This is a genomic window from Mesorhizobium sp. 1M-11 (genome assembly GCF_001303895.1).
Lineage (GTDB): Bacteria > Pseudomonadota > Alphaproteobacteria > Rhizobiales > Rhizobiaceae > Mesorhizobium.
The window spans coordinates 487,056-504,198 of record NZ_LJSD01000051.1 but is presented as its reverse complement, the minus strand read 5'-3'; the positions used below and the strand labels follow the sequence as shown (position 1 = coordinate 504,198).

Sequence of the window (17,143 nt, the reverse complement as noted above, 5' to 3'; positions counted from 1 at the left end):
AGAACTACGATGGAGAACCCCTGGGACCGCAGATTCGAAGGTCAAGATTATCTTTTCGGAACCGAGCCGAACGCCTTTCTCGTCTCGCAGGCTTTCCGCTTCGAACCGGGAATGAAGGTGCTTGCCGTCGCCGACGGAGAGGGTCGCAACGGCGTCTGGCTTGCTGAACGCGGTCTCGATGTCGTCTCGGTGGATGGCTCGGGGGTTGGGCTTGCGAAAGCCCGCGCACTCGCCCACCGACGCGGGGTATCCTTGCAGACAGTGCTTGCCGATCTTGCCTTGTGGGAATGGGAATCGGAAGCCTATGACGTCGTCGTCGCCATCTTCGTGCAGTTCGCCCCGCCCGATTTGCGCAAGACGATGTTCGAAGGTTTCCATACCTGCCTGAAGCCCGGCGGGATTCTCGTCATGCAGGGATACCGTGTCGAGCAGCTTCGCTACGGTACAGGCGGTCCACCGCACGCTGATCATCTCTACACGAGGGATCTGCTGATCCGGTCATTCGGTCATTGGGAGATTCGGCATCTTCAGGAGCACGACAGCGTGATCGAGGAAGGTGCCGGGCATTCCGGGATGTCTGCGCTGATCGATCTTGTCGCCGAAAAGGCGCGACATGATATCCTTCCGCTGCCGTCGGTAGAGGCTGCGCAAGCCGATCTTCGCATCGCGGCGCGGACGTCAGTATGTTCCCAAGCGGGATCGCTGGCCGCCGAGCGGACCTCTTATCGTCCCAGAAACGCCGATGCGATCCAGTCAAGCACATCGGTGAGCCGATCGGCCTCCCCCTCGCGCAACCGCGTCATCACGAAATGGTCGACGCCGGATAGCGAGAGCAACTCCCCTCTGTCGGGAGCAACGGCTTCGATGCAATTGATTATTACGTCGGACGGTATCCGTTCATCGTCCTCACCAGCGATAATGAGCACGCGCCCCGCATAGTCTCGAAGGATTTGCCAGGCATCGCTCCGCCGCCAACTCTCGCTTCTTCGGATGATCGCGGAGAAGGATGGGCCGAAGGCACATCGAACGCTTCGGCGTCATACATCGCCGGCGCGATCATCACCACGGCGCCGAGCTCGATCAGTTGTGTGAGCTTGACGGCGACATAGCCGCCCATGCTCATCGAGATAGCCCCGAGCAGCGTTTGCGGCCGAACAGCGTCGATGGCGGCCAGTACCTCTTCGACCCGTCGCGCGAGGGAGCTGTCCCATCAGCTCCCTGCCCGTCTTTCCATGTCCGCGATGGTCCAACGCCAGCGTACCTATGCCGCGCTCGGCGAGGTCGACACGCAGCGGGAACATGTCCGCCGATGCCGTGCGGCCGCCACCATGTGGCAGCAACGCCGTTTGATCCCGAGGCCCAAAGTAACTCGCGTGCATCGTGTAGCCGTACATCGCAACGTCATAGCAGATGACCTCATCGCGCATTGTATCCACCTAGCCGACGGCGAGATACGACATCGTCGGGTCCGGGATGACGACTATCGGGCTGCCATCGCGAACTTCGTCGTAGAGGTGGATGACGTCCTGATTGAGTAGCCGGATGCAACCTGACGAGACGGCCTTGCCGATCGAGAATGCCTCCGGCGTGCCATGAAGGCGGTAGAGCGTGTCGCGTCCGCCTTCGTGGATGTAAAGCGCTCGCGAGCCCAGCGGATTGTTCAGGTCCGGCTCCATGCCGCCAACGGGCAACCATGCTGTCCGGAGGCGTCCAGCGTGGCCATTTGCGCTTATAGGCGACGATCGCGCGCCCCGACCAGGCGAAGCCTTCACGGCCGACGCCGATGCCGTATCGCGTCGCGCGGTCGCCCGGCTTAACGTGGTAGAGGTATTTGCCAGGTGTATCGACGATCAGCGTTCCCGGCCGCTCCTCGGTCGGATAGTCGATCTCCGTTCGCCAGAACCTCTGGTCGACCTCGGATACGTTCACCGCGGGGATCGGGAACTGCTCGTTCGGCAGGGCTGCGTACATCAGCGGAACCACAGGCTCCGGCTCGGCCTCGGCGATGGGCGCCATCATCGGAACCGGCTCCCGCATCGAAACGCAGCCCGCCAGTGTAAAAGCGCTTGCACCGACCAGAAACGTGCGCCGTACAAGCGGCTTGCAAAGTATCGTCTTACTCAATTGTCTCTCAGCCTTCTGAATTGGTTCGGTTCAGAAGGCTCAAACGTCAGCGCCACCTTAAGCCTGCCTTAAGGCCAGCACCGCCGTTGCTGCCGGACAACGGAGAACCAATCATGCCGATTTCGACCTGTAAAGCTCGCAGCCATTGATCGGGATGGTCGAGGTGCAAACCATCACCCTCAACCCCGCTCGGCGATTGTCGCGACGCGGCGCCAGTTCCTGATCGGCGAGCTGATCATGGCCGTCGCTCCCAGCCTTGCCGCGCCTGTCCAAGCGGCAATTCTGACCGTCACAAGCATCGACCAGTACCAAAGCGGCCTGGCGCGGCTTTCCGCGTCGACATCCGGGCTGAATGGTGCGCCTTCTGCAAGACGATCGGGACCAACGCCTCTCCCTTCGACTCTACGGCGGCATAGGTGCCGTGGAACGTATCGCCGTTATCCAGCGCCACCACAGCATGCTGGCATTCGGCTCGCACGCGGTTAAGGTAGCCCGCGATACGCGCGTAGCCTCGGGAAGCGCGGATTGGCACCGTGCCAGAGCAGTTCAGGGTGCGACTCCAGATAGCCGTGCGTGTGTGTCGTTGACCTGAAGAAGCGTGATATAGCGGCGTCTGCTATCAGCCATTCGGCCTCTCCCTACTCAGGCAAGACGGTGCCTGAGACGGAGCGGGTCAGCCGGTAAGCTTAAGAGCGGCTTAAGGCACTATATTCGGTCAGCGAATCCGCGCGAAATTCGCGGCGCCTCGGATCACGCTGTCGCGTTCCCGGCGAGGTTCCGACCTTACCATGTTGAGAAGCGCCTGCTCCGGATCGCCGGCGCCAAACACCGCTTCAATGCTGCGCACGCATAAGACAACCGACTCGTCTGCGAGACTGTAATAGACCTGCTTTGCCTGACGACGCGTCGCGACGAGCTCGGCCTTGCGGAGCTCGGCGAGCTGCTGACTCAGCGCAGGCTGCCCGATTCCGGTGGCCACGTCGATTTCCGTCACCGACTTCTCTCCGTCGAGAAGAAGGGAGAGGATCATCAGCCGTTGAGACTGCGCGAACTTGCGTAGCTTGTCGGCCGCAACGTCCGCTTGGGTGCGCGATTGCCATAGCGCCTTCATCCGTCCCTCCGGCAGAACCAGTCGGCCTCGTGCTGCGCCTTTTCATCGGCCGGCAGAAGAAGCGGCTGCCCTGGCTGCCAATCGGCCGGGGCGAGCTTCTCGCCTGAATACGTGGCCTGCAGCGCAGCCACCATCCGCACCATCTCGTTGATCGACCGTCCGATGGTCAGCGGATAATGCGTGATCGCCCGGATGATGCCCTCTGGATCGATGAAGTAGCTTGCCCGCACGCCCGCGCTGTTCTCCGCCGTCTCGTCGATCATGCCGTAGGTGCGGCCGACGAGCATGGACGGGTCCTCGATCACCGGAAACGGAATCTCGACCGAAAAGAGCTCGCGGATCGCGCGAGTCCAGGCAAGATGCGCATAAAGGCTGTCGACGGACAGACCGAGAAGTGCGCAGTCGAGTGCGGCGAAGCGATCGTGCGCCTTGGCGAGCGCAACAAACTCCGTCGTGCAGACCGGAGTGAAGTCCGCCGGGTGCGAGAAAAACACCAGCCACCGGCCCTTGTAGTCGGAAAGTCGGATCGGCCCTTGGGTGGATCGGCCCTCGAAATCGGGAGCGGCGTCGCCCATTCGCAGGGCTGGGGAAGGTATGCGGATCGATACGTCGTTCATCGAAGCGTTAGTCTCGAAATCGTTAGTTACGAGTTTGTCGCACGGAGTCAGGGTTGACGCAATACGATTACACAATTACATAGTTCGATAAATCAATAAATGAAGAACCCAAAGCGGCTGCGGCCGGACGGACCATAGCGCGGGCGAACACCAGCGCACTGCGCCGAAGGCCGACGTGAGGCCGGCGATGATCTCAAGACATCGCTGCCGTGGTGCAACCGCTCGGATCTCTCGACAGGTGTAGGGCTCTTAGCGAAACCGCTCAGAACGCGCCAGAAGTTTGGAGGCTACGTCTCATTGCAGGCCAGAATTCAATTTGGATTCACCGTCAGTTTCCATTTCATCTTTCCGGCGCACCGTGGCCGAAATGCTGGGCAAAAAAAGCAATGGTGAGAGCGAGATCGTCCTCAACTTCATCACACCGCACCAGAAACTTTTCAGCTCGGAATGGCTGCTTCTCGGAACGACATCGGAGATAGCCCATTGCTACAGCAGTGTGCCGAACCTGCACTGGCCGCCCCATCGGGTTGAATAGCGGGGCAGCAGGCAGATTTTGGAATTATCTCTCAATACTCCTCTGCCGCCCCAATTGCCACGATACCGAGCCGCCCTGCACAACGCCCGTAACCTCGCGGCCGAGCTGGCGGTCTATGACCGGCCGCCACGGAACAAGGGTGAACTCGTGCGCCTTCTCGACGATGGCGAACTTGCCGCTCGATAGCTGGACGGTGCCCGTGAACTTGCCGTTGACGGTTTCGCCGTCTGCGGCTGCTCGGAACGACACCGCCTTGCTCGCCGCCATCTCGGCTCCTGCGCGGGCAACGTCGCGCTCGCGCAGGGCGGCGAGAAGGTTGCGCCGGTAGAAGACGCGACCGTCCTGCTGGCGCGTGGCGTCGCCCCGTTCGACATGATGTTCGCGGCGACGGTCCATCGCCTCGCGCACCTGCTGCCCGAAGCCGGCCGGCGCAAGGTCGGATGCGTCGGGCGACACCAGCCGCCGGTCGAGCCAGGTCGCGCCGTCCGCGCCGATCTGCTTCTCAAGATCGAGCACCGCGAGGACGCGAACGCTGGCCTGTCGGTTGCGGCCGGCATCGTAGGCGGCGGCACGGCTCTCAAAGTCCTCGGGGATGCGCCATTGGTCCGCGTCGATGCGCTCTGCGATACCGGCGCGGCGCAGCGCCTCCAGTCGCCGGACATGAGCATCGACATAACCCTCATAGTCGCCGCCCGGAACGCGGCCCTCGAATTTCGCCCGCTCCAGATGGCGGCTCGGCCTATAGATGCCGTCCTCGGCGATGGCGGCAATCGCGCGGTCGGACGGCCGCTGTGTGATGTCGGCCGGGCCGATCTCGACGACGCTACCGATCCGCGCATCCTCCAGCCGCTCGAGCTCGATGCCGGAAACATGGTGCGTGCGCCCGTCGATCCCGTCCAGCACGACGGTCGGGTTCTCGCCCAGCTCGTCGGACAGATACTTGTCGACGACACGGCCAACGATGGGTGTCGCGGGCGCGGCGTCGTGGATTTGGAAAGTCATGGGATCGCGCTCCAGGCCATCGGCCTTCAGCGCCTTGTGCATGGTGCGGATGATGTCGCCGCGCTCGCCCAGCTCACGCAAGGCCGGCTCCATCCGCTCGCTCAGCTCCCACACGCCGGGCGCGTGCTCGGTCGCAAGCCCATCTTTTCCAGCTTAGCAAGACGGCGCAGGCGCAGCGTGCGGTTGAACTGGCGCTTCGGGTCGGCAGGCGCGTGGCGCAGGTCGAGGAATCGGTCGTTGGCTTCTTCCGTCATCGCGCGGTCGATGCGGGTGAAACGGTCCTGATCGATTTCGGCCGACAGCTTTCGGGTCTGTTCGATCTCTGTCATGGCGCCGAGTTCGAGCGTGGTCAGCTCGCTGGCGCGTTCGCGAATGCCGTTGGCGAGATAGTCGCCATTAATGACAAGGTTCTCGCCCAGATCGTCCTTGCCACGGACAATGACATGCACATGGGGATGGCCGGTGTCGTGGTGGTTGACCGCCACCCAATCGAGCTTGGTGCCAAGGTCGGCTTCGATCTGGCTCATGAGGTTGCGCGTGTAGGCGGTCAGGTCGGTCAGGTCGGTCAGGTCCGCGCCGTCCTCCGGCGAGATGATGAAGCGAAACTGGCGAGGGTCTTCCTTGCCGCGCTCAAGGAAGGCATCGCCATCGGCGCGATCCTCGGTCGCCGAATAGAGCTGCCCGCACTCGCCGTCGCGCGATGTGCCATCGCGTTGGATGTAGCGCAGATGCGCGGCGGCCTTGCCGTTCTTCCCGGCGTTCTGGACATAGCGCGTCTTGACGACGACGCGGCGCATGCCGGGTGCGCTGTGACGCCAGCCGCCCGACAGCGTGCGGGCGCGGGCGAAAGCCGCGCCACGCCCGCGCTGGACACCCGGCCCACGTGGAATGCGCGAGGCTTTGCCGGCCTTCGCACCGGTGCTTGAGCCGGGGCGTGGCGACGATCGCAAAGATGATCGGGACGGGCGGTTACTATGTTGCCGCGCGATCTTCTTGGCCTGGGTAAAAAAGCTCTTGGTCTTGCCCGTTCGCGGCGTGTCGGAGCGGATGCGGCCGGGCTTCGGTCGGAAGCGGGTTTCGTCGTCGACGCTCATGACCGGACTCCCGGTCGAGAATGCCGACAATCGGGCGTTCGGCGGTCATGGTGCCGGCCGAAACCCTGCAAGGCCAAGGCTTTGCGCAGCATCGCGGCACGCGGGGGCCAAAACCATGGTGCCGCTCGCGGCTCCCCCAAACAGTGTGCAGACAACAACAATTTCAGAAACCGGCCCGACGTGGTGCCGGTTTCCTTTATCTTGCCCTCCGCCTTTTCTGACCTTTCCGCTCCTCCGACCGGGAATGCAGCCAGGCGCGACCCTGCCTGACTGCACACCGGAACAAGCGCAAGCGGACGGGGAAACGCCATCCTCATGGCGCTCTCCCATCGTCGGCGCGCGCCACGAATACGCTGCCTTCACGCGGCTCCGCATCGCGGCGTTCGCGCACCGGAACGGCCGGGCGAGCATCGCCTGATGTGCCGATAGTCTGCACGGGATCGGCACTCCGCCGGTCACTCGGACGCATGACGAAGAGCGGCGCATCGCGCCAATCGCTCGGCGGTGCGGCCTGCTTCTCCGGTGTCCCGGCAGCGACCGCGCCGCCGAGCGCTGGTGCGAGCGCAGCGACATAGGCGCGGGTTTCGGCGGGCAGCGGACGGCCCGTCGCGCGGTGCTCGTCATAGCGGCCGGGACCGGCATTGTAGGCGGCGAGCATCGCCGCGACATTGCCGTAGCGATCCCACATCTCGCGCAGATAGGCGGTGCCAGCGAGGATGTTGTCGCGCGGATCGTAGGGATCGCGGCCGAGACGATAGCGGACGCGCAAGGCGTCCCAGGTGTCGGGCATGACCTGCATCAACCCGATCGCACCGGCCGACGAAATCGCGCGCACGTCGCCCGCGCTCTCGGCGCGCAGCACCGCGCGAATCCAGCACTCGGGAATGCCGAAGCGCCGCGATGCTTCGGCAATGTGCGCCGCACAGGGATCGGCAGCGGAAGCGCGCGCGATCGGCGTCGATTGCGCGAGCGACACACCCGATCCGCTACTGAGCGAGAGCGCACCGAGGGCCAGGACAACGGCGTAACGGATTAGCGCCCTGTCTCCGCTGCGCCGCAAGCCTGCCAGCGTGCTCGCTGCGGTCAAGGGTGCGCGCGAAGCGCCGGCGAAAAGCCGCCCCTGACCTTCGCTGCGCGCGCCGGCCGTCCTGCGGTCGAGCGGGATGAAGGGATGAGACGGCTTCTCCGCGAACAAAGGGATGAGGACTTTGAGCGCGAGGATGACGCGGGACCGCATGGCCGTCAGTCCCGCCCGTTGCGTGGCTTCGGGCGATTCCAGTGCAGCGACCATGCGCTTTCATCGTCGTCGGACCGGAAGAGGTTGGCGCGGATCGGCTGCGTGAGCGTCGGATCGTCAAGCTGAAAGGACAGGTAGTCGCCGGCCTTGTCGCCGGTCTCCTTCCACGCAGCCCCGACTTCGGGGCCGTCCGCGTCGCCGCGATGGATGCGGAAGTCCGGCGCATTCTCGGCGTCGGATTTCTTTGCGGGGATGAGCACCACTTCGGCATCGATGACGAGCGTGCGGATGCGGCCGGAATAACCGGTCTTGGTCTTCTGGAATGCGCCGATATTAGCCATGGGACTCTCCTTCGGTTGCAGGGTGGTGGAAAGGATCAGCGCGTCGGCGCGCGCCATTGAAACCGGCCGTCGCCGTCCTCGTCGGTCCACAGCGGGACCGCGCGGCCGATGATCCGGTCGGTGGACGTCAGGCCGAAGTAGCGGCCGTCGAGGCTGTCGCGGACCTGCCAGTTCATGAGGAAGACTTCGCCGGTATGAACGCGGCGGCAGCCCTGCCAAACGGGCTGATCGCGACCGGCGCGATCACGCGCGAGCGCCGAGCCAACCTCGATTCCATCGACCGTGATGATGAGGTTGGTGCGGCAGACCGTTTGCCCGGACACAGCCAGCACGCGCTTCATCAGCGGAACGCCTTTGGACAGATAGCCGCGCTCGCTGAGGAAGGTCGCGAGCGGTTCAGGTGCGTCGACGGCGACAAGATCAGTCACCTCGAACGGGCCATCGAAGTCGATCGTGTAGAAACCGATCGGCGCACTGGCCGATGCGTTCCAGATCAGTTTGATCGGCATCGGCGTGAGGCCGGGATAGCCGACGCCGATGGTTGCGAGCGCGGCCGTGATGACGAGGCCGGCGCGCGTCATGGCGCGATCCTCCGGCGATGGAGCCACGCCGCATGTCGCTCCGGCGTGTAGGCGTGCGGCTCCAGGCCGGCGGTCAGCCGGTTGTGGACGTGCCGCCAGTGATCGGGCGAAGCATCGGCCGGATCGAGGCCGAGTGTTTCGACGGCGTCGATGGCGGCAAGCGCGCGCTGCACCTTCGGCCAGCCATCGAGGCGCAGCAGGATGTCACCGCCGGGGCGGACGAAGGGCAGCGTCTGGAACGGTTCGCCGCGACGAACGGCGCGCACGATGTCGATGCGCGAGATGATCGTGCCGAAGTCGTTAGCCGCCCATCGCACGAAGGCGAAGATGCTGTTCGGCGCGAAGCCGACGACGCTGCGATGGCGGTCGAGGATCTGTTCGTAGCTCTTGCGGCCGAACCTGATCCAGTGCTCGATCTTCTTCTGTCGCCATGTCAGATCGACCAATGTTGTGAAAGGCGCAGGCCCGTCCGGCAGCGGACGGCCGTGCATGCGGTGGGCCGCCTTGCCGGTCATCGGTTGTCTCCTTCGGTGGCTGGAAATTCGCGCGCGAGCAGATCGCGCAGCATGTCGGCGACGGTCACGCCACGCCGGAAGGCCACGACCTTGATGCGCCCGCGCAGCTCGGCCGTGACATCGATGGTCAGGCGGGCGGTGAACGCATTGCCGGCGGCCTTGTCGTCCTGCTGCGCTCTGGTCGCCCTGATCCAGCTTTCGGCATCGCCCGGCCGGGATGCGAAGCGGCGCTTGTCGGTGCGGTCCGTCATGCGCCGCCTCCGTCGTGGAACGGCAGCACGGCAGCGATGCGCGCGCGGGCGCGATCGGCCATGGCGGCGTCGATCTCGCAGCCGAGATAGCGGCGGCCGGAAAGTCGGCAGGCTTCGCCGGCGGAGCCGGAGCCGGCGAACCAATCGCCGACCAGGCCGCCTTCCGGGCAGCTCGTGCGGATCAGGATTTCGAGAAGCGGTGACGGCTTCTCGGTCGGATGGATGGCGCGGCCGTGACAGTTGCGCACGTAGATGACGGAGCGCATGAGCCGCGGTCCACCATCGTGGCTGACATAGTGGCCGGCATCGATATGGCCGGTGTGCGGCGGGCCCTGCTTGCGGCGCACGGTGCGCGCCGTGGCGTCCGGCGTGGTCTGGACGTCGTTGTAGACGTCGCGCCAGCGCGTCTCGGCGCGATAGAATTGAACGACCAGCTCATGCACGCGCTTGAAGCGATCGGCGTGGAAGCCGGTGCCGTTCTGCTTCTCCCAGACGATCTCCTGCGCGTAGCGGAAGCCGGCATCGGCGAAGCGGGCGCCTGTCGCCATGAAGCATCGCAGCGAGCCGAACACCCACAGCGAGCCGGTCGGCCGAAGTGCCGCGCAAGCGAGCGCGATCCAGCCGTCGATGCGGCGATCCCATGCAAGGGACGTGTCGCCATAGGGTGGATCGGCGAGGATCAGATCGAACGGGCCGCGCGCCGGCATGAGGTCGCGGCAATCGCCGATGAGGATCGTCATGGCGCGATCCTCCCGATGCGAAGCCGCTCGATCTCGGTGGCCAGCGCAGCGATCTCGTGCGCGGCCGGGCTGTCATCGGCGATCTCGGGAGCGAGCCGGCCCGACTGCGCGGCGTCGGCGAAGACGACGCGCTGGCCGATGGTGGTGGCGAGTACGGGTGGATCGTGATCGGCCAGGGTCTCGGCCGTCTCGCGGGCGATGATCGTGCGTGCGCCGCATCGGTTGAGCACGAAACGGGCGGCGAGCTGGGGCCGGAAGATGCGCGCCTCGTGAAGAAGCGCCAGCATCTCGGCCGATGCCCAGCCATCGAACGGCGACGGCTGCACAGGGATCAGCACCAGGTCGGCGGCGAGCAGCGCGGAGCGCATGAGGCCGGCGACGCGCGGCGGACCGTCGATGACGACATGATCGGCATCGCGCGCCAACTCGGGGGCTTCCCGATGCAGCGTGTCGCGCGCCAGACCGACGACGCCGAACAGGCGCGGCAGACCCTCGCGACCGCGCTGCTGCGACCAGTCCAGCGCCGAGCCCTGCGGGTCCGCGTCGATCAGTGTGACGCGGTGTCCTCTCGCCGCCCATGCGCCGGCGAGATGCAGCGCGAGGGTCGTCTTGCCGACGCCTCCCTTCTGGTTGAGGAGCGCGACGATCATGGTGCACCTCGGCGGCTGGCACCGGCACCATGCCTCGCATGCGCGCGCGTCAAAGAAGAAGAGTTAGAGTCTCTGTTAGATTCGTCTATAGAGTGCGCCGCGCGATTTGCGCCTGATGTGCCGATACTGCGTGCGCCTGATGTGCCGATGCCATTCACATGGTTTTCAACAGGCACTGTGGATGGATTTTCGGGAAGGAAACGCAGCAGTTCGCGGCCGTTCTCCCGCTCGATCTGGAGGCGATAACCGGGGAGCGGCTGACGCGCCACGATGCGGCGAAGGTCGAGCGCGAAATCGGACGGTCGCGCGAGGCTGCCCGACTTCACGTGAAGATGCGCGACCTCGAACAGCCAGCCATGGCGCTGGTGGCCGGCGTGCTTGCGCGCGACGCGATAGAGCCACCGTTCGATGCCGCCGGTCAGCCGGAAATAGGCCGGGTCGATGGTGAGCACTAGCGAGCGGTCGATGACGCTGTTGTAGAACCACTCGGGCAGGACGAACTCCATGCCCTCGACGCGCCCCGTCCGCGTCGTCATCTCTTCCCATTCGTTGATCCATGAGAACTGACGCCGCCGCCAATGCGGGCCGTTGCGGATCGTGGTTGCGATGACAGTTGATTGCAGGCGTGCGAGTGCGGCCTTGAGCAGCAGATATTGCCGGTTGCCGGTCGGCCGTCCGATCGCACGCAGGAGTTGGTAAGGCGTGAAGCGGAAGAAGCGTGACGTGGAAAGGCCGTTGTTCTTGGCCGCGACGATCTGCGAAGCGGCCCAGATGAGCACATCGGCGTCCCAAATGGTCGCCATGCCGTGTTCTGGCATGCCGAGCACCTGCACCTCGACATCGGCGGCCTTGTAGAGAATTGGCTTGGTGCGCGGCGTCTTTGCTAGCGAGAAGAACGGCCGCTCCATCAAATCGCGCTGGTCGCGCGGTGGGGCATCGCCGGTCGCGACCACGAAGGGGTCGAGGCGACTGCGTTCGCTGGCGTCCCGCCGCGCGGGATCATAATCGTCGTAGCGGAGCATTCAGAGTTTGCTCCGCTCGTCGGGCGTCAGCGGGCGAGCGGGAAAGACGGTGCCAGCGTTCTCGTCGCGGGTGGATTTGCGAGTGCCGATTGCGGACCAGGCTTCCAGATCATGGACGGCGTACAGGACACGGCCGCCGATCTTGCGATAGGTCGGGCCGGTCCCGTAGGTACGGTGCTTCTCAAGGGTACGGAGCGAAATGCCGAGGAAGCGTGCGGCTTCCTTGGTGCGCAACAGGCGCGGCGGCAGCTCCGCGTTGCGGCGGATGGCCATGGGATCACCTCTGGTTCGTCAGTTGATGCGGCTGCCGGTGGCGGCAGCGGGCTGTGGCGAACCATGGCGAGGGACCGGCGAGGTGTAGCGTGCCGCATTCGCGCCTATGCGCTGGCGGCACCCCCCAACGCTGAACGCTCTTGGGGGCTCGCGCGCGCTTCGGCTATCGAACAGCCGAAGACATTCCTGTGCGATTCGGCTAAGAGTGGCGGCGGAGCAGACGCGCTGCTCCGGGGCGTCGAAACCCCTGGTTAGCGGTTGGTGCCGGCCGTGACGGCACCACACTCCTTGACCTTATGGTCGGGGAGCCTGTGGCGTATACAACAGGCTCTCCGAGCTAAAGGCGACAGGGCCGTCTAATCACGGTTTCGAACTCCCCGATCACCAAGAGTCAGCGAGTTTTCGTTTGCGGGGGCGCACCGCAGACAACACTCTCTCGGATACGGGGAACGCCCATGCGGGTGCCAGTCGAACTCGATCCCGATGTGGACGACGAAGCGCCGGCAGGCGAGGTCATAACGATCTACGACGAGCGGCATTTTGTGACCTATCTCCGCCTGCTGGACGCGAAGGCGGAAGGCGCGAACTGGAAGGAAGTCGCGCGGATCGTGCTACACCGTGATCCGGCTGCCGAGGAATCTCGGACTTATCGCTGCTGGCAGAGCCATCTCGAACGCGCACAATGGCTCTCGCGCGAAGGTTATCGGCGGATTCTGGAACAGGCGACGCCCAACAAAGCATGATGACATGATCCGGCAGATGATCGCGCGCGACCGGTCAATGCTCGTCGGTTTTGATCGGGTAATGGAGCAGAAGCCGATAGCCGCCCCGCATCATCTTTATGCCGTGCGCGACGAGACGACGGACCTTGTTCTTGCGCGGATCGATCTCCCAATCCTCCTTTGTTCCACGAAAGCCGAGCAGAACTTCGGCCATCGTGCGGTAGCTCTCGCCGCGTAGTCGCGCATCGAGCGCACGTAGCGAGAGGATGTGGAATCGACGCGTCTGCGCCGGCATGGCGCGGAAGTCTGGGCCTGGCGCTCGTCCATTGAGGGATCGCCAGAAGCGCCGAGCAGCGTAGGCGCGCAGCTCGAGAAAGGAATCCAGCGGCAGAGAGACCGCGTAGAAGGCGGCCGCGTCGGGCACCGCCTCAGGCAACCAGAATTGGTGCGTGACGCCGCCAGCCTGCCAGATGCCATGCCATCCATCGACAGCATGCCGTAAGTCAAGGTCGGACAGATGCGCCAGCGTCACGACAGGTTCTGCCGACCCCTCGTGATGGTGCTGCGAGGACAGAAGAACCGCCTGTGGCTGCAGGCTTGGAATCCAGAACTGAGATTGGCGATCAGGTGGCGTTTCGGGATCGCACGGGAAATCGTAAACCCCATCGTTGCGAGAATATCTCCAGCCGACTCACGGCCGGGTCTCTCATGCGCGATATTGTCTGAAAGTCGCGATGATAGTCCTCATGGCGACGAAGATACTCCCAGGCGAAACCAGCGGCTGGAATGCTTTGTGCGTGCCCGTAAGCCGCCGACGCACGCCAATCGATACTCAACATGGCGTTACCTCCCAATCCGGGACGCGCAATGCGATGCCCGAATAGAGAGATTCAAAAACAACACGACGAAAGACTAGCCATCGAATTCAGATATGTTGATCGTGTAAGTCGATCAGCCATGGTTATTTTCTTCTTAGCAATTCTTGTGAGATTTTACGAGCCGGACGCAGCCCGGCGAGCGGCGGACGTGCCCCAGGCGCGGCCGCGCCGCCGATCCGCGACGCCGGATCGGCGGAAAAATTCAGCGTCGCAAAGCCTCAAGGGTGAGCCGTAGAACCGGATACCCGGCTCTACGGCTTTCAGGTCATCGTGCCTTCAACCGCTGCATCCCCTCGGCCAGCGTCCAGAGCGCGCGGTTGAGCGTCACGTTCTGGTCGATGCCATTGATGGGGCGGGTCTGACTGCGGCGGATGCGGCCCTCGGCATTGCGCTTGCGGCCGTGCAGTCCGCCGCGAATGACGTTCTCCTGAATGACATTGAACGTGGTCCACAGGCTCCGGCCAACATCCTCGCGGCGGCGCGGCTCGATGATCTGTTCAGCGCGAACGGGGCTTTCATCCTCGCCATAGCGAGCGACAAGGCTGGCCTCGGCCAGAACGCGGCGCTCGTCCTCGGAAAGCTGCGTCTCCTTCATGCTCCCGCTGGCGTCGATCAGGCGCGGGAAGTCCTCCGCAACGGTGTAAACGCCTTCGATAATGTCATGCTGGATGTTGCCCTTGTGCGGCACGCGAACTTCCTCGAAGCGCTCGCCCGCAATCATGCTGTTGGTGCAAACAAAACGCAGCATCCCCGCGAACATCTGATAGGCGCTGGTCCCGTCATGACTGTTGAGGATGATAACTTCGGCAGCCTCCGGCTTCCCTATGCCGTCATCCCGGCGCAAGCGCAGCATGTGCTTGGCGTGGCCGTGGCGGCTGCCGTCACGCGGCACCGACTGCACGGCGAAGAACGGGAACCATCCTTCCCGGCGCAACCCCTCCACGATCTCGATGGTGGGGACATAGACGTAACGCTCCGACCGGCTGTCGTGCGCCTCGCGAGCGAAAATGGAAGGGACGTGCCGGTACAGGGCTTCATTGTCGAGCGGTTCGCGTCCACTGATCTGATGAGCATTGCGGCCGAACCGGCTGGCAAGCTGATGATACATGGTCTTTCTCCTATGGGCTTGGGTTGGAGCGCAGCGCTGCGCTGCAACCCTGCCCGTCGGCGAGACCGGGGTAGCAGAGGGCAAGAGCGGACGGGCGGAGGGGGATCACCCGGCCTGCACAAGCGGATGGCGGCTTGACGACAGTGCGCAGCACGCATCCGCGCGGAAGGTTGGGGATACCGCCCGGCCGCTCTTGCCCGCCGCGAGGGCGGAGCCCTTAGAGAGACTGCCCGGCAGCAGCGGAGGCGGATGCCGGAAGAAGATCTGATCGGGATGTGCAAAAACTGAGAACCAGAAAATCGTGTATCCCGATCTCCGTATTCCCTGACAGGCGGCGGCCATGAGCATGATGAAGCCCCGCTCTTTCGAGCGGGGCTCCTTAGGTCACTGGCCTCAGTCGCTGTTGCGGCGGGACCAGATGAGGTTGTAGCCGCTTCCGTCCTCGGCTTCGACCAGACTGGCGTAGATCGGTGCCGGGAAGCTCGGATCGTCCAGCTTGACGCTGAGGTATTCGCGCTGCGTCTCGCGAGCGGTCTTCTTCCAGGCCGCGCCGAACTCGACGGTGGCACCGGCGAAGATGCGGAAGTCGGGGCCGCGCTCGCTCTCGCCCTCGGTGGGGACGAACTTGGCCTTGACGTTGAGGGTCAGAGTTTTGACCGAGCCAGTGAAGCCGCCGTTCTCGTTCTTGGTGAAGGTGCCGATGGTCGCCATTGTCGTATGCCTTTTTCCGATCGGGCCGCACCATTGCGACCTCGATGCGGGTCGGCCGACCGGAGACGATCGGCCTGCAATATCCGGCGAGGACTTTTTTGTTTCGCGGTGCAAAGCCGGCCTGCCGGCGGCGGAAAAAAGCCGCAGGCGGCGTGTTGCGGGTTCAAGATCGAGGCGTCGCTTGCGTCGCCGGTCTTCGGTCAGACCCACAGCAATCGAGGACGCGCATGGAGCGCCCATTCAGGAAACCGCGGGGAATACGACAACAGCGACATCCCGCGCCTCGCCGGAGAGAAGGAAATGTGCGCGGGCTTCGCTGGCCGGTGCTCCACGGCCCGAATGTCAGGACAAGTTGCACATCGCCAGTGGGCGTGCGGGCGTGATCTCGTTCCCGCCTATTCCGCGATGCCTCCGCTCGGCCGATGCTGGAAGACTGGTCGCGTGATGCTGTGCAATCCACCGCTTCAATAGTCGATCCGCTGCGCTGGCGCTGATCCGCCAGCCGGTGCGAGGACTGGCAGAATGGTCCTATCTCATGGTCGTGCCGCAACAGCGACTGCGGCCAGCGCCCCAAGGACGCCCGGTCTGACGGGGCTTCATGCTCATGGCCGCCGCCGTCCTTCCGCGTTAGCGATTGAAGCCGAATGGCGGAAACGCGCCGCAGGCGTGGTTCCGGCGCAGCCGAAAGTGCGGCCCAAAGGGCAACGCCCACCCAAGACATGCTCACCACATCTGATGGACCTCGGGTTATCCCTCTTGACCGGGTTAGGTTTTCAAAGGATTTCTTCAAGGGAGGGAACGGGGGGAGCGAATGAGCATCTATAGCAGTAGAGACTTCATTAAAGAAGCGAAGAGCAATCCAGAAAATTTCTATATCATTCACTACTCATGTCAGAGCCTATATGACGACAATGAAGCTCTTTCCCCCCGTATAACATCAATCGCGATAAGCCATTACGCTACCGAGCAAACGGTTAGTTTCTCAACACATTCAATTGCAGAAGAGCTTCATATACCTCGCGAAGATGTTCGAGATCGCTTCGATGAGGTGGAAAAAAAGTTGCTGCAAGATTTTTATTCGTTTGTCCGCGACAGAAGGGATAAGTATTGGGTCCATTGGAATATGCGGAATCTTACATATGGTTTTGAACATCTGGAACATCGTTATCGCGTTCTTGGCGGAAACGACGCTCCCATCATCCCTGTAGAGCGACGTCTAAACCTTAATGACCTACTGGCAGACCGCTACGGCGGTGGTTATGCAAAACATCCAAAACTGAAATCACTGATGGAATTAAATGGGGGAATTCACCGTCATTTTCTGAGCGGCGAGGAGGAAGTACAGGCATTCCGGAACAATGAGTTCATACGGATGCACAATTCTACTCTCGGAAAAGTCGGGTTTCTACACTCTGTTATCCGAAAATTTCTGACGGGGAAGCTCAGAACGGCTTCGCGTGGATTCGGCGTGGCGTTGGACAGGTTGTTTGAAAGCCGAACCGCGAAAGCTGTTGGCCTATTTGCCACCGCAATCACTATTGGGGTTGGCGCTTGGCAAGTATATCTCTGGATTAAAGGAATGTAGCCAAGCCGAGATCAACTGGCGCGGCCTACAGAGGAAAGGGCGGGTT

18 protein-coding genes and 2 pseudogenes are annotated in these 17,143 nt (G+C 63.4%); 3 read left to right on the top strand and 17 right to left on the bottom strand.

Annotated elements, in window-relative coordinates; translation table 11 throughout:
* Nucleotides 1-117: 117 nt before the first annotated feature.
* Entirely contained in the window at nucleotides 118-939 is an 822-nt protein-coding gene (locus AO692_RS32410) for a class I SAM-dependent methyltransferase (RefSeq protein WP_244483452.1), read from the top strand.
* A gap of 497 nt (nucleotides 940-1,436) precedes the next feature.
* On the opposite strand, the pseudogene AO692_RS23180 reads toward AO692_RS32410, so the two are convergent.
* The 13 genes and pseudogenes from AO692_RS23180 to AO692_RS23110 form a co-directional block, all read right to left on the bottom strand.
* Nucleotides 1,437-2,037, bottom strand: a pseudogene (locus AO692_RS23180) (L,D-transpeptidase).
* 802 nt (nucleotides 2,038-2,839) lie between these two features.
* Nucleotides 2,840-3,235 carry a metalloregulator ArsR/SmtB family transcription factor gene (locus AO692_RS23170; protein ID WP_054312387.1) on the bottom strand — a complete coding sequence of 132 codons (396 nt, stop codon included), beginning with the start codon at nucleotides 3,233-3,235 and terminating at the stop codon, nucleotides 2,840-2,842.
* The gene (locus tag AO692_RS23165) at nucleotides 3,232-3,852 is read right to left on the bottom strand and encodes a peroxiredoxin (protein ID WP_054312386.1); all 621 of its coding nucleotides are present in this window, start codon (nucleotides 3,850-3,852) and stop codon (nucleotides 3,232-3,234) included. Before AO692_RS23165 ends, AO692_RS23170 begins: the two co-directional genes overlap by 4 nt.
* Before the next feature lie 559 nt (nucleotides 3,853-4,411).
* A pseudogene (locus AO692_RS33745) lies at nucleotides 4,412-6,483 on the bottom strand (DUF3363 domain-containing protein).
* Between the two features lie 313 nt (nucleotides 6,484-6,796).
* Complete coding sequence (locus tag AO692_RS23150; protein ID WP_054312447.1) at nucleotides 6,797-7,720, bottom strand: lytic transglycosylase domain-containing protein; 924 nt, start codon at nucleotides 7,718-7,720, stop codon at nucleotides 6,797-6,799.
* Nucleotides 7,721-7,725: 5 nt separating this feature from the next.
* Entirely contained in the window at nucleotides 7,726-8,061 is a 336-nt protein-coding gene (locus tag AO692_RS23145; protein ID WP_054312446.1) for a DUF736 domain-containing protein, read from the bottom strand.
* A gap of 35 nt (nucleotides 8,062-8,096) precedes the next feature.
* On the bottom strand, nucleotides 8,097-8,642 hold the full coding sequence (locus AO692_RS23140) for a S26 family signal peptidase (protein ID WP_054312384.1): 546 nt from the start codon (nucleotides 8,640-8,642) through the stop codon (nucleotides 8,097-8,099).
* Entirely contained in the window at nucleotides 8,639-9,157 is a 519-nt protein-coding gene (locus AO692_RS23135; RefSeq protein ID WP_054312383.1) for a DUF2840 domain-containing protein, read from the bottom strand. Before AO692_RS23135 ends, AO692_RS23140 begins: the two co-directional genes overlap by 4 nt.
* On the bottom strand, nucleotides 9,154-9,408 hold the full coding sequence (locus AO692_RS23130; protein WP_054312382.1) for a hypothetical protein: 255 nt from the start codon (nucleotides 9,406-9,408) through the stop codon (nucleotides 9,154-9,156). Before AO692_RS23130 ends, AO692_RS23135 begins: the two co-directional genes overlap by 4 nt.
* Nucleotides 9,405-10,148: a site-specific DNA-methyltransferase gene (locus AO692_RS23125; protein WP_054312381.1), complete on the bottom strand. Its 744-nt coding sequence runs from the start codon at nucleotides 10,146-10,148 to the stop codon at nucleotides 9,405-9,407. The genes AO692_RS23130 and AO692_RS23125 overlap by 4 nt, the downstream gene beginning before the upstream one ends.
* Nucleotides 10,145-10,798, bottom strand: a complete 654-nt coding sequence (gene parA / locus AO692_RS23120) for a ParA family partition ATPase (protein ID WP_054312380.1) — start codon at nucleotides 10,796-10,798, stop codon at nucleotides 10,145-10,147. Before parA ends, AO692_RS23125 begins: the two co-directional genes overlap by 4 nt.
* A complete protein-coding gene (locus AO692_RS23115) occupies nucleotides 10,795-11,820 on the bottom strand; it encodes a replication initiator protein A (RefSeq protein WP_054312379.1) in 1,026 nt (341 codons plus the stop codon). The genes parA and AO692_RS23115 overlap by 4 nt, the downstream gene beginning before the upstream one ends.
* Nucleotides 11,821-12,093 (bottom strand): helix-turn-helix domain-containing protein, encoded by a 273-nt coding sequence (locus AO692_RS23110; protein WP_054312378.1) that lies wholly within the window; start codon nucleotides 12,091-12,093, stop codon nucleotides 11,821-11,823. It lies immediately after the preceding gene.
* A gap of 455 nt (nucleotides 12,094-12,548) precedes the next feature.
* Here AO692_RS23110 and AO692_RS23105 point away from each other — a divergent pair, with 455 nt between their 5' ends.
* Entirely contained in the window at nucleotides 12,549-12,836 is a 288-nt protein-coding gene (locus tag AO692_RS23105; RefSeq protein WP_054312377.1) for a DUF2285 domain-containing protein, read from the top strand.
* Between the two features lie 34 nt (nucleotides 12,837-12,870).
* Here AO692_RS23105 and AO692_RS23100 read toward each other — a convergent pair whose 3' ends face one another.
* The 4 genes from AO692_RS23100 to AO692_RS23085 form a co-directional block, all read right to left on the bottom strand.
* Nucleotides 12,871-13,347, bottom strand: a complete 477-nt coding sequence (locus AO692_RS23100; protein WP_244483451.1) for a DUF2285 domain-containing protein — start codon at nucleotides 13,345-13,347, stop codon at nucleotides 12,871-12,873.
* 91 nt (nucleotides 13,348-13,438) lie between these two features.
* A complete protein-coding gene (locus AO692_RS33740; protein WP_082407506.1) occupies nucleotides 13,439-13,654 on the bottom strand; it encodes a DUF6499 domain-containing protein in 216 nt (71 codons plus the stop codon).
* Between the two features lie 304 nt (nucleotides 13,655-13,958).
* Nucleotides 13,959-14,801, bottom strand: coding sequence for a DUF932 domain-containing protein (locus tag AO692_RS23095; RefSeq protein WP_054312375.1), 843 nt, complete (start codon nucleotides 14,799-14,801; stop codon nucleotides 13,959-13,961).
* 393 nt (nucleotides 14,802-15,194) lie between these two features.
* A complete protein-coding gene (locus AO692_RS23085) occupies nucleotides 15,195-15,512 on the bottom strand; it encodes a DUF736 domain-containing protein (protein WP_054312373.1) in 318 nt (105 codons plus the stop codon).
* Between the two features lie 811 nt (nucleotides 15,513-16,323).
* Between AO692_RS23085 and AO692_RS23080 the strand changes: the two genes are divergently transcribed.
* Nucleotides 16,324-17,097: a hypothetical protein gene (locus AO692_RS23080; RefSeq protein ID WP_054312372.1), complete on the top strand. Its 774-nt coding sequence runs from the start codon at nucleotides 16,324-16,326 to the stop codon at nucleotides 17,095-17,097.
* Nucleotides 17,098-17,143 lie beyond the last annotated feature (46 nt).